The 12,274-nt window shown below is 72.8% G+C and carries 10 protein-coding genes; 7 read left to right on the forward strand and 3 right to left on the reverse strand.

What is annotated here, in order from left to right; all coding sequences use genetic code 11:
• Nucleotides 1–3: 3 nt before the first annotated feature.
• Nucleotides 4–2,058, forward strand: coding sequence for a 4-alpha-glucanotransferase (locus ACFYM0_RS13350; protein WP_388500322.1), 2,055 nt, complete (start codon nucleotides 4–6; stop codon nucleotides 2,056–2,058).
• A gap of 20 nt (nucleotides 2,059–2,078) precedes the next feature.
• A complete protein-coding gene (locus tag ACFYM0_RS13355) occupies nucleotides 2,079–2,318 on the forward strand; it encodes a hypothetical protein (protein WP_327252780.1) in 240 nt (79 codons plus the stop codon).
• A gap of 149 nt (nucleotides 2,319–2,467) precedes the next feature.
• Here the strand turns inward: ACFYM0_RS13355 and ACFYM0_RS13360 are convergent, their stop codons facing one another.
• Nucleotides 2,468–2,959, reverse strand: coding sequence for a MarR family winged helix-turn-helix transcriptional regulator (locus ACFYM0_RS13360; RefSeq protein ID WP_388500325.1), 492 nt, complete (start codon nucleotides 2,957–2,959; stop codon nucleotides 2,468–2,470).
• Nucleotides 2,960–3,075: 116 nt separating this feature from the next.
• On the opposite strand from ACFYM0_RS13360, the gene ACFYM0_RS13365 reads away from it, so the two are divergent.
• From ACFYM0_RS13365 to ACFYM0_RS13375, 3 genes are read left to right on the forward strand one after another with little or no spacing between them, the layout of a single operon-like run.
• Nucleotides 3,076–4,017 carry an EamA family transporter gene (locus ACFYM0_RS13365; RefSeq protein ID WP_388500328.1) on the forward strand — a complete coding sequence of 314 codons (942 nt, stop codon included), beginning with the start codon at nucleotides 3,076–3,078 and terminating at the stop codon, nucleotides 4,015–4,017.
• Nucleotides 4,018–4,059: 42 nt separating this feature from the next.
• On the forward strand, nucleotides 4,060–4,986 hold the full coding sequence (locus tag ACFYM0_RS13370; protein WP_388500330.1) for a DMT family transporter: 927 nt from the start codon (nucleotides 4,060–4,062) through the stop codon (nucleotides 4,984–4,986).
• A 10-nt stretch (nucleotides 4,987–4,996) separates the two neighbouring features.
• On the forward strand, nucleotides 4,997–5,899 hold the full coding sequence (locus ACFYM0_RS13375; RefSeq protein WP_388500332.1) for a LysR family transcriptional regulator: 903 nt from the start codon (nucleotides 4,997–4,999) through the stop codon (nucleotides 5,897–5,899).
• 191 nt (nucleotides 5,900–6,090) lie between these two features.
• On the opposite strand, the gene pepN is transcribed toward ACFYM0_RS13375, so the two are convergent.
• On the reverse strand, nucleotides 6,091–8,661 hold the full coding sequence (gene pepN / locus ACFYM0_RS13380) for an aminopeptidase N (RefSeq protein ID WP_388500334.1): 2,571 nt from the start codon (nucleotides 8,659–8,661) through the stop codon (nucleotides 6,091–6,093).
• Nucleotides 8,662–8,799: 138 nt separating this feature from the next.
• On the opposite strand from pepN, the gene ACFYM0_RS13385 reads away from it, so the two are divergent.
• Nucleotides 8,800–9,297 (forward strand): DUF1203 domain-containing protein, encoded by a 498-nt coding sequence (locus ACFYM0_RS13385; protein WP_388500335.1) that lies wholly within the window; start codon nucleotides 8,800–8,802, stop codon nucleotides 9,295–9,297.
• 58 nt (nucleotides 9,298–9,355) lie between these two features.
• On the opposite strand, the gene ACFYM0_RS13390 is transcribed toward ACFYM0_RS13385, so the two are convergent.
• Nucleotides 9,356–10,384 (reverse strand): aspartate-semialdehyde dehydrogenase, encoded by a 1,029-nt coding sequence (locus ACFYM0_RS13390; protein WP_388500337.1) that lies wholly within the window; start codon nucleotides 10,382–10,384, stop codon nucleotides 9,356–9,358.
• Nucleotides 10,385–10,636: 252 nt separating this feature from the next.
• Here ACFYM0_RS13390 and ACFYM0_RS13395 point away from each other — a divergent pair, with 252 nt between their 5' ends.
• Nucleotides 10,637–12,136, forward strand: coding sequence for a M28 family metallopeptidase (locus ACFYM0_RS13395; protein WP_388500339.1), 1,500 nt, complete (start codon nucleotides 10,637–10,639; stop codon nucleotides 12,134–12,136).
• The last annotated feature ends 138 nt before the right edge of the window (nucleotides 12,137–12,274 follow it).

Here is a 12,274-nt window from a genome sequence, read left to right on the forward strand (position 1 = left end):
CTGATGGACGACCTCGCCCGGCTCGCGGCCCTGTACGGAGTCGCCACCACCTACCAGCCCGCCGAGGACGTCACCCTCCGGGTCCCGGAGGCCACCGTCGCCGCCGTGCTGCGGCAGTTGGGTGTGAACGCGGACACCCCTGAGTCCGTACGGGCGGACCTGGCCGCGGCCGAACACGACGCGGCGCACCGGCTGTTGCCGCGCGTACTGGTGTGGTGGTCGGGGTCCCGGCCGCCCGTGGAGCTGGCCGCGCTGCCGCCGGGGACCCGGACCCTGCTGGAGGCGGAGGAGGACGGGCCCGGGGAGGCGGCGGGCCGAGCGGCCTCACAGGAGCCGCCGGCGGCCTGGAGCGCGTCCGGTGCGGGGGAGCCGCCGCTCGGCGTGCACCGGATCCACGCCGAAGCCCCCGACGGCCGCACCGCCACCGCCACCCTGATCGTGGCCCCCGACCGCGCCCCGGCGGCGCCCGAACGCACCCACGGGCTGCTCGTCCAGCTCTACTCGGTGCTCTCCGAACGCTCCTGGGGCATGGGCGACCTCGGCGACCTGGCGGAGCTGGCGCGCTGGGCGGGCCGTGTCCACGGAGCCGGCTTCGTCCAGGTCAACCCGCTGCACGCGGCCGTGCCCGGCACCCCGACCGACCCCTCCCCGTACCGGCCGTCCTCGCGGCGCTTCCCCGACCCGGTGCACCTGCGGATCGAGGACGTCCCCGAGTACGCCGACTGCCCGGACCGGGCCGCCCTCGTGGAACTGGCCGACCGGGGTGCCCGGTTGCGGCGCGAGGTGCTGGAGAAGGGGGCGCTCATCGACCGGGACGCCGTCTGGTCCCTCAAGCGGGCCGCCCTGGAGCTGCTGTACGCCGTCCCGCGCGGCCCCGAACGGGAGGCGGCTTACGGGGAGTTCTGTGCCGAGCAGGGCGAGGAGCTGGACCGGCACGCCGCCTGGTGCGCCGGGCACGCCGGGGAGGACCCGAAGGCGCGGGCCGACTTCCATCGCTGGCTGGTCTGGCTCACGGACGGCCAGCTCGCCGCCGCCCAGCGGGCCGCCAAGGAGGCCGGGATGGCCGTCGGCATCGTGCACGACCTGGCCGTCGGGGTGCACCCGGAGGGCTCGGACGCCACCGGAGCCCCCTTCGGAGCCCCCCACTACGCCCGGGCCGTCTGCGTCGGCGCCCCGCCGGACGCCTTCAACGCGCGCGGGCAGGACTGGGGTCTGCCCCCGTGGCGGCCGGACCGTCTGGCGGCCACCGGCTACGCGCCGCTGCGGGCCCTGCTGCGGGGGGTCTTCCGGTACGCCGGCGCCCTGCGCATCGACCACGTCATGGGACTGTTCCGGCTCTGGTGGATCCCGGAAGGGGCCCCGCCGGCCGAAGGCGCGTACGTCTCGTACGACGGGGAGGCGATGCTCGCCCTGCTGGTCCTGGAGGCGCACCGGGCGGGGGCCCTGGTCATCGGAGAGGACCTCGGCACCGTGCAGCCGGGGGTCCGCCAGGCACTGGCCCGGCGCGGGGTGCTGGGCACCTCGGTGCTCTGGTTCGAGCGGGACTGGGGCGGGGACGGGGAGCCGCTGGAGCCGGAGCGCTGGCGAGCCGACTGCCTGGCCACCGTCACCACCCACGATCTGCCTCCCACGGCCGCCAAACTGGCCGGCTCCCACGTGGAACTGCGCGACCGGCTGGGCCTGCTGACCCGCCCCGCGGAGCGGGAGCGCGCCGAGGACGCGGCCGACACCGCGCGCTGGCTGGACGTGCTGGAGGACCTCGGGCTCGACACCAAGGGCGAGGAGGCCGCCGTTCGGGGCCTGTACGGGTTCCTGGCGCGCACCCCGGCCCGGCTGGTCGGTGTCTGGCTGCCCGACGCGGTGGGGGACCGGCGCCCGCAGAACCTGCCCGGCACCTGGGACCAGTACCCCAACTGGCGGCTCCCGGTCGCCGACGCCGAGGGCCGGCCGCTGACTCTGGAGGCACTGGCCGCCTCGCCGCGGGCGAACGCCCTGCTGGGGGCGGTGCGGGGGGCGGTGGGAACCCGTACGGCACCCCCGGGCGCGCGCGGCGTTTAGGTGTTCGCTACGTTTGCACCGTGGACAAGAAGAACGCTCTGCGCGCCGGCGCCGTCACGGCCGGAACGACGCTGATGATGCTGCTGATGACGTCTCCCGCCCTCGCGGTCACCCGTGACGACGGCGACGACCCGGGTCCGGGCCTGAGCGTCGCCGAGACGCTCGGCCTCTACGTGGCCGCGCCGATCGTGCTGTTCCTGGTCATCGCCGGTCTGGTGATGGTCGGCGACAAGTCGCGAAAGACGCAGCACGAAGGCTGAACGAGCCTGAACCGGCCTGAACGGGCCTGACCCCTCCGGGGTTTCCCCGTTCGATCCGAATCTTCCGGGGCGCCGGGGGTCCTTGATGGCCCCCGGCGTCTCGTCGTACCCGGGCCCGGGGCCCGGATCGCCGCCCGGCCCGGCTCCGGCTACGGAGCTCCTGCCATCACCTTGCGCAGCAGACCGGTGAGCGCCGCGATCTCCGCCCCGTCGAGCCCGGTGAGCGCTTCGCGCTGCACCTCCAGGCCCGCCTCGACCGCCTCGTCGATGAGCGCGAGGCCCCGGTCGGTGATGGTCACCCGGAGCCCCCGCCGGTCGTCCGGGTCGGGGCTCCGGCGGAGCAGACCGGCCTTCTCCAGCTTGTCCAGCCGTCCCGTCATCCCGCCCGTGGTCAGCATCAGCGTGGCCGAGAGCTGGCGGGGCGAGAGGGTGTACGGGGTTCCGCTCCGGCGCAGCGTGGCCACGACGTCGAACTCCCCGCGCGAGATTCCGTAGCGCGCGTAGGCCTTTTCCATCGCGTCACCCATGGCTTTGGAGATCCGGTAGATCCGGCCGAAGACGGCCATGGGCACGGTGTCCAGATCGGGGCGCACCGCGAACCACTGGTCCGCGATGGCGTCGACGGGGTCCTTGTCGGTCATGGGCGCAGTATCCGGCTTTCGCTTGGTCCTTCGCAAGAAAGTTGCTTGCCAGAAAGTAGCTTAGTGCTAAGCTACTTCCAAGTGAGCTACTCGTCCCTGCCGGAGGAGCATCCGCCGTGAAGCGCGCCACCACCGTCGTCCTGACCGCCCTCGCCCCCATCTCCTGGGGCTCCACCTACTTCGTGGCCTCCGAGCTGCTGCCGCCCGACCGGCCTCTGTTCACCGGGGTGATGCGCGCCCTTCCCGCCGGCCTGCTGCTCACCGCCCTCGCGCGGAAGCTGCCCACGGGGCGGTGGTGGTGGAAGGCGGCCGTCCTGGGCGGGCTCAACATCGGCGCCTTCTTCCCGCTCCTGTTCCTCTCCGCCTACCGCCTGCCCGGCGGGGTCGCGGCCGTACTGGGCTCCGCGGGGCCGCTGTTCGTCGTGGGGCTCGCCGCCCTCCTCCTGGGCGAGCGGGCCCGGCTGCGGACCGTGCTCGCCGCCGTCGTGGCGGCTTTCGGCGTCGGCATGGTGGTGCTGACCGCGCAGGCGGAACTCGACCCGGTCGGGCTGGTGGCCGGCATCGCCTCCTCCGTCTCGATGGCCGCGGGCATCGTCATGACCAAGCGGTGGGGGCGCCCGGAGGGTGTCGGCCCGCTGGCCATGACCGGCTGGCAGCTCACCGCGGGCGGGCTGATCATCATCCCGGTCGCCGCACTGGTGGAAGGGGCGCCGCCGGCCCTCGACGGCAAGGCCTTCCTCGGCTACGGCTACATGATGCTGATCAACACCGGCATCGCGTACTGGCTCTGGTTCCGCGGCATCGGGCAGCTCAGTGCCACCTCGGTGACCCTCCTCGGCCCGCTCTCGCCGCTCACCGCCGCGGTCATCGGCTGGGCCGCCCTCGGGCAGGCGCTGTCCCCGGTGCAGGTGCTGGGCATGGTGATCGCCTTCGGTGCCACCGTCGCCGGGCAGCTCGCGGCGGGCGCGCCGCGCCCCAAGGCCGAACCTTTCAGTTCTCCTGAAGAAACCGATCGAAATGTTTCGATGGACCTGATGGGTGCCCCGGTGCGACGGTAGACCGACGAACCGACACTCCGAACCCCGAGGGGGAGACACACCGTGGCCGTCCTGGACCGAGTCCGCACCGTCCCGCAGGCAGCACTGCCCGGCAAGGCGAAGAAGGGGGCCGCCGGTCTCGGCATCCTCCTCGCCCTGCTCGCCACGGTCGTCTGGTCCGGCAGCTTCGTCGCCACCCGGGGGATGGCGGACAGCATCCCGCCCGTCCAGGCCGTCTTCTGGCGCTGGGTGATCGCCACCGTGGCCGTCGCCCCCTTCGCCGCCCGGCAGGCCTGGCAGCAGCGGGCCCTGATCCGCAAGCACTTCGGTTACATCGCCCTGGCCACCCTCTTCGGCGTCACCCTCTACAACACGCTCGTGCACCAGGCCGGACTGACCACCTCCGCCTCCAACATGGGCATGATCATGGCCGCCTCGCCGGTCATCATGGCCCTGTACGCCCGCCTCGGCGGCGAGAAGCTCGGCGCCCGGCGCACCTTCGGCCTGGCCCTCGCCGCACTCGGCGTGCTCCTCCTGGTCGGCAAGGGATCGATCCGCTTCGACTTCGCCGCCGGCGACCTGTGGATGTTCGGTGCCGCCCTGTCCTTCGCCACGTACAGCGCGCTTCTCAAGCGCAAGCCCGCCCAACTGGGCGGACTCGCCTTCCTGCTCACCACCTTCGTCCTCGGCGCCCTGATGCTCGCCCCCGCCTACGCCGTGTCCCTCCGCGTCCAGGGCGGCTTCCAGGTCACCCCCTCCACCGCCGGAATGCTCCTGTACGTCGGCGTCTTCTCCTCCGCCGTCGCCTTCTTCGCCTGGAACAAGGCCGTCGCGACGATCGGCGCCGCCCGCGCCGGAGTCGTCTACTACCTCCAGCCGGTCTGTGTCGCGGGCCTCGGCCTGCTGCTCCTCGGCGAGACCACCGGCCCCACCCAGCTCCTGTGCATGGCGCTGATCCTGGGCGGAGTGGGTCTGGGTGCCCGGCGGTAAGTTCGGTCCCATGATCGAGTGGGACATCAAGAAGCTGCGGATCCTGCGGACCCTCGCCGAACAGGGGACCGTGACCGCGACGGCCGAGGCGCTGCACATGACGCCCTCGGCCGTTTCGCAGCAGCTGACCAATCTGGCCAGGATGCTCGGGGTCCCGCTGCTGGAGGCGCAGGGGCGCCGGGTCCGGCTCACCGACGCCGCCCACCTCGTACTGCGGCACGCGGAGGCCGTGTTCGCGCAGCTGGAGCGGGCGGACGCGGAGCTCACCGGATACCTCGCGGGGGAAGCGGGGGAGGTCCGGATCGGGGCCTTCTCCACCGCCGTACCGGTCCTCGTGGTCCCGGCGGTCGCCGCCCTGAGGCGCTCGCACCCCGGCGTGGAGGTCCGCGTACGGGAGACCGAGGCGGCGGAGTCCTACGAGCTGCTGTCCGCCGGGGTCGTCGACCTCGCGCTCTCGCTGGCGGCCCACGCCCCGACCGCCCGGGACCCCCGGTTCACCCGCAGGACCCTGCTGGAAGACCCCCTCGACGTGGCTCTGCCCCCGGACCATCCACTGGCCGGCGCCGCGGAACTGCGGCTCGCGGACCTGTCCGGGGACCCGTGGATCTACGGCGGTTCCGGGCCCTGGTCGGAGATCACCCGCACCGCGTGCGAGGCGGCGGGGTTCGTGCCCGAGCAGGCGCACTCGGCCTCCGGCTGGACGGCGATCCTCGCCATGGTCGAGGCGGGGATGGGCGTGGCGCTTGTCCCGCGGATGGTGGCGAGCCGCGCCTCGGGCGTCGCCGTCCGGGGCCTGCCCCACGACCGGCCCACCCGGCACGTCATCGCCGCCCTGCGGCGGGGCTCGGAATCGGCCCCGGCGGTCGCCCACGCGCTGGCGGCGTTGCGCGCGGTAGCCGCCGCAAGGGTGTAGCGGGCGCGGGGAGCGGCTGCGCGGGGCCTTCCCCCACCCCGCCCGTTCCTCCCGAAACCGGGGCTCCGCCCCGGACCCCGTACGTGCGCTTCGCGCCCGTGCCCTCGAACGCCGGGCGGGCTGAAAGCATCCAGCCCGCCGACGTTCGGGGCGCGGGTCCGGGGCGGAGCCCCGGCGGTGGCGCGAGCCGGTCAGGCCCGGGCGTCGGCCGCCTGGGCGGTCAGTGCGCGCTCGACGCCCGCGCGGGACTCCGAGACCAGGCGGCGCAGGGCCGCGTTCGGCTCGGCCGAGGCCAGCCAGGCGTCCGTCGCCGCGAGGGTCTCCGGGGAGACCTGGAGGGACGGGTAGAGCCCCACCGCGATCTGCTGGGCGATCTCGTGGCTGCGCGTCGCCCAGACCTCCTTGACCGCCGCGAAGTACTTCGCCGTGTACGGGGCGAGGAGCTCGCGCTGGTCGGTCTGGACGAAGCCCCCGATTACCGCCTCCTGCACCGCGTTCGGAAGCGAGTCGCCCTCGACGACCGAAGCCCAGGCCTCGGCCTTGGCCTCCGCCGTCGGACGCGCCGCCCGGGCGGTCGCCGCGTGCCGCTCGCCCGCCGCGGTCCTGTCCCGCTCCAGCTCGGCCGCGATGGCCGGCTCGTCGGCGATGCCGGTGGCGGCCAGGCGCTCCAGGAACGCCCAGCGCAGCTCGGTGTCCACGGCCAGGCCCTTGACCTCCGCCGAGCCGTCCAGCAGCGCCGACAGATAGGTCAGCTGCTCCTCGGTACGGGCCGTCGCCGCGAAGGCGCGGGCCCACGCCAGCTGGTGGTCGCTGCCCGGCTCGGCCGCACGCAGGTGCTCCAGCGTGGCCTCCGTCCAGACGGCCAGGCCCTGGTCGCGCCACGCCGGATCGGCGTACAGCTCCACGGCCAGCTTGACCTGGCGGTGCAGGGACTGGACGACGCCGATGTCCGACTCCTTGCCGATGCCCGACAGGACGAGGGCCAGGTAGTCGCGGGTGGCCAGCTCGCCGTCGCGGGTCATGTCCCAGGCAGAGGCCCAGCACAGCGCGCGCGGCAGCGACTCGGTGAAGTCGCCCAGGTGCGCGGTGACGTTGGCGAGGGACACCTCGTCGAGGCGGACCTTGGCGTACGACAGGTCGTCGTCGTTCAGCAGGACCACGGCCGGACGGGTCCGGCCGATCAGCTCCGGCACGGCGGTGAGGTCGCCGTCGATGTCCAGCTCGATCCGCTCGCCGCGCACCAGCTTGCCGTCGGCCAGGTCGTACAGGCCCACCGCGATGCGGTGCGGGCGCAGGACCGGCTCGCCCTGGGCGCCGGCGGGCAGCGCCGGGGCCTCCTGGCGGACGGCGAAGGCGGTGATGGAGCCGTTCTCGTCGGTCTCGATCTCCGGGCGCAGGACGTTGATGCCGGCCGTCTCCAGCCACGCCTTCGACCAGGCGGTCAGATCGCGGCCGGAGGTCTCCTCCAGGGCGCCCAGCAGGTCCGACAGGCGCGTGTTCCCGAAGGCGTGCGCCTTGAAATAGGCCTGTACGCCCTTGAAGAAGGCGTCCTGACCGACGTAGGCCACGAGCTGCTTGAGGACCGAGGCGCCCTTGGCGTACGTGATGCCGTCGAAGTTGACCAGGACGTCGTCCAGGTCACGGATGTCGGCCATGATCGGGTGCGTGGAGGGCAGCTGGTCCTGCCGGTACGCCCAGGTCTTCATGGAGTTGGCGAAGGAGGTCCAGGCCTGCGGCCACTTCGAGCCCTCCGCGTACGCCTGGCAGGCGATGGAGGTGTAGGTGGCGAACGACTCGTTCAGCCACAGGTCGTTCCACCACTCCATGGTGACGAGGTTGCCGAACCACATGTGCGCGAGCTCGTGCAGGATCGTCTCGGCGCGCGACTCGTACGCCGCGTCCGTCACCTTCGAGCGGAAGACGTACTGGTCGCGGAAGGTGACCGCGCCCGCGTTCTCCATCGCGCCCGCGTTGAACTCCGGCACGAAGAGCTGGTCGTACTTCGCGAAGGGGTAGTCGTACGCGAACTTCTCCTGGAACCAGGTGAAGCCCTGCCGGGTGACGTCGAAGATCGCGTCGGCGTCGAGGAATTCGGCGAGCGAGGGACGGCAGTAGATGCCGAGCGGGACGGACTGCCCGTCCGCGCCCTCGTAGGAGCTGTGCACCGAGTGGTACGGGCCGACGATCAGAGCCGTGATGTACGTGGAGATGCGCGGGGTGGGCTCGAAGCGCCAGACGTTGTCGGCGGGGGCCTCGGGCGTCGGGGAGTTCGAGATGACCGTCCAGCCCGCGGGGGCCGTCACGGTGAACCGGAACGTCGCCTTCAGGTCGGGCTGCTCGAAGCTCGCGAACACGCGGCGCGCGTCCGGGACCTCGAACTGGGTGTAGAGGTAGGCCTGCTCGTCGACCGGGTCGACGAAGCGGTGCAGACCCTCACCGGTGTTGGTGTACGCGCAGTCGGCGACCACGCGGAGCTCGTTGGCCCCGGCGGCGAGGTGCGCGAGCGAGATCCGGGAATCCCGGAAGACGGCGGCCACGTCGAGTGACTTGCCGTTGAGGACGACCTCGTGCACGGCCGGGGCGACCAGGTCGATGAAGGTCTCGGCGCCGGCCTCGGCGGACTGGAAGCGCACGGTGGTCACGGAGGGGTACGTGCCACCCTCCTGCGCGCCGCTGAGATCGAGTTCGATCTCGTACGAGTCGACACTGAGCAGCTTTGCGCGCTGCTGAGCCTCTTCACGGGTCAGATTCGTGCCTGGCACGCGGTCATCTCCTTCGATGGTGACGTTCGGCCCATCCTTCCACGCGGGCCGGGCCACCGCGCCGGAGTAATCCACGGGCGAAACTCGACGTCCGATTTCCGCCAGCTCCGCCCGGTCCGCCGGAGCACCCTGGACCGCATGACCACCCACACCGCGCTCGCCATCGCCCCTCCCGTCCTGGCCGCACTGCGCACCCTCGACGATGCCGGGCGCCCCTGCACGCCCTACGAGGACCCGGAGGGCGGCGCCCCGCTGCGCTGCTGCCTGCGCCGCAGCGCCCCCGGCGAACGGATCGCCCTCGTCGCGTACGCCCCGCTGCGCCGCTGGGCCGCCGCGACCGGCGTCGACCCGGGGGCCTACGACGAGCAGGGCCCCGTGTTCATCCATGCCGCCGACTGCGGCGGACCGGCCCCGGAGACGGGCCTCCCCTTCGCCCACCCCGGCGCCCTGCGCACGGCCCGCCGCTACGACGCCGCGGGCCACATCCTCGGCGGGCGGGTGCTCGACCTCGCCGAGAACCCGGACGCGGTGGTCGGGCAGGCGCTGACGGAGGCCTTCGAGGACCCGCGGACCGCGCTGGTCCACGTCCGCGCGGCCGAGTACGGCTGCTACCTCTTCGAGGTCCGCCGGGCGTAGCGGGGAACGCCGAAGGGCGGCACCGTCACGGTGCCGCCCTTCGGCCGTGCGAGGGGGATCAGCCGCGCAGCTCCTCCGCGACCAGCTCCGCGATCTGGACCGCGTTCAGCGCGGCGCCCTTGCGGAGGTTGTCGTTGGAGAGGAACAGCGCGAGGCCGTTCTCGGTGGTCTCGTCGACGCGGATGCGGCCCACGTACGAGGCGTCCTTGCCGGCGGCCTGCAGCGGGGTCGGGATCTCCGAGAGTTCGACGCCCGGGGCGTCCTTCAGCAGCTCGTAGGCGCGCTCGACACTCAGCGGACGGTCGAAGCGGACGTTGACCTGGAGGGAGTGGCCGGCGAAGACAGGCACGCGCACGCAGGTGCCCGAGACCTTGAGCTCCGGGATCTCCAGGATCTTGCGGGACTCGTTGCGGAGCTTCTGCTCCTCGTCGGTCTCGAAGGAGCCGTCGTCCACGATCGAGCCCGCGAGCGGGATCACGTTGTAGGCGATCGGCCGCTTGTAGACGGCGGGCTCGGGGAACTCCACCGCGTCGCCGTCGAAGGTCAGCTGGTCGGCGGCCTCGGAGACCGCGCAGGCCTGGCCCTTGAGCTCGGCGACGCCCGCCAGGCCCGAGCCGGACACGGCCTGGTAGGTGGTGGCGATCAGCGCGGTCAGGCCGGCCTCGTCGTGCAGCGGGCGCAGCACCGGCATCGCGGCCATCGTGGTGCAGTTCGGGTTCGCGATGATGCCCTTGGGGCGGTTCTTGATCGCGTGCGGGTTGACCTCGGAGACGACGAGGGGGACCTCGGGGTCGCGGCGCCAGGCGGAGGAGTTGTCGATCACGACGGCGCCCTGCGAGGCGACCTTCTCGGCGAGGGCCTTGGAGGTGGCGCCGCCCGCGGAGAAGAGCACGATGTCCAGGCCGGAGTAGTCGGCCGTGGAGGCGTCCTCGATGGTGATCTCCCGGCCCTCCCACTCGAGGGTGGAGCCGGCCGAACGGGCCGAGGCGAACAGCCGCAGCTCGTCCACCGGGAACTTGCGCTCGGCCAGGATGCCGCGCATGACTCCGCCGACCTGTCCGGTGGCTCCGACGATTCCGACCCTCACGGTGACTCCTCTTGGTACGTACGACGCGGGCGCGCGTGAAGCCATCATGCGTTCGACCCCACGAGCCTTGTCCAATCCATTGTCCGAGGAGCGGACGGTGTTCTCCGTGTGAACCCCCGTGACAACTCCGTGGCAGCCGTGTTGCACCGCCGCCCGGCGGGCGTTTCGCCTGGTCGAAGCCGGTTACGGTCCCGTCTGTCGCGTCCGTAATCCGGACGTGTGTTCCGCACTTCGAACTCGGGGAGAACCACCGTGCGCGCCATCCGCCACCGCCGCCGGTCCATACCGGCGCTCGCCGCCCTCGCGGCCGTCGCCGTCGCCGCACCCGTCCTGCTCGCCGCGGCGCCGGCCGCCGCCCACCCGCGCGAGGACCGTCTCGCCCGGGAGCTGGTGGAGGAGGTCACCGCCCGCGGTGCCTACCGCCACCTCGCGAAGTTCCAGCAGATCGCCGACGCCAACGGCGGCAACCGCGCCGCCGGCACGCCCGGCCACGCGGCCTCCGCCGCCTACGTCCACGACACGCTGAAGAAGGCCGGGTACGAGGTCTCGTACCAGGACTTCGACATCTACGAGGCGCACACGAGGACGGAGCGGACCACCGTCCTCGGCGGCGCGGGCGGGGAGGCTCCCAGGGAGCTGGCCACGGCCGCCTTCACCTTCACCAAGTCCACCCCGGCCGGCGGCCTGACCGCGCCGCTGGCCCTCGCCCGCGTCGACGAGAGCCCGGGGTGTGACGCCGCCGACTATCCGGCCGGGGCCTTCGCCGGGAAGATCGCCCTGGTCAAGCGCGGCACCTGCACCTTCGTGGAGAAGCAGCGGGCCGCCGCCGGGGCCGGAGCGCTCGGGGTGATCGTCTACAACCACAGCGGGACCACCCCGGTGCGCGGCACCTTCTCCTCGCCCTCCGAGGGGATCATCCCGAGCGCCGGGATCACCTTGGCCGACGGGGAGGCGCTGACCGCGGCCGCGGCGAAGGGCGAGGTGAGCGTGCGGCTGGACCTGGACCAGGAGCACGTGAAGAAGACCACGCGCAACGTGATCGCCGAGACCCGGGGCGGCCGCGCCGACCGCGTGGTCACCGTCGGCTCCCACCTGGACTCGGTCCCCGAGGGCCCGGGCATCAACGACAACGGGTCGGGCTCGGCCGGCCTGCTGGAGGTGGCCCTCAAGCTCGCGGACGAGGGCGCGAACAAGAAGGGCAAGGGCAAGCGGACCGCCAACAAGGTCCGCTTCGCCTGGTGGTCGGCGGAGGAGCTCGGCCTGCTGGGCTCCGAGCACTACGTGGCGCAGCTCTCGGAGCGGCAGAAGAAGGACATCGCGCTCTACCTGAACTTCGACATGATCGCCTCGCCGAACGCGGCGCAGTTCGTCTACGACGGAGACGACTCGGACAAGACCGGCGAGGGCGCCGGCCCGGCCGGCTCGGACCGGATCGAGGCGCTGATCAACGGCTTCCTCGACAAGAAGGCCAAGCCTCACGAGGGCAGTGACTTCGACGGCCGCTCCGACTACGGCCCCTTCATCGCGAACGGCATCCCGGCCGGCGGCACCTTCACCGGGGCCGAGGGGATCAAGACGCCGGAGCAGGCCAAGCGGTACGGCGGCACGGCCGGGGCCCCGTACGACCCGAACTACCACGGGGCGGGGGACACCCTGAAGAACATCGACCTGAAGGCCTTCGACACCAACCTCGACGTGATCGCCCACGCGGTGGGCACGTACGCGACCGACCTGAGCTCGCTGGGGAAGTAGTCCGTACCCGGGGGGAATCCGGAGGGGGAAGCAGGGGGGAAACAGGCGGGGGGGGGGGGGGGGGGGGGGGCCCCCCCCCCCCCCGGGGGTGGGGGGGGGGGGGGGGGGAGGGCAAGAGAGTAAGTCCAAATGCCGGGG

Origin of the sequence: Streptomyces sp. NPDC006487 (assembly GCF_042870555.1) — a bacterium.
GTDB lineage: Bacteria > Actinomycetota > Actinomycetes > Streptomycetales > Streptomycetaceae > Streptomyces.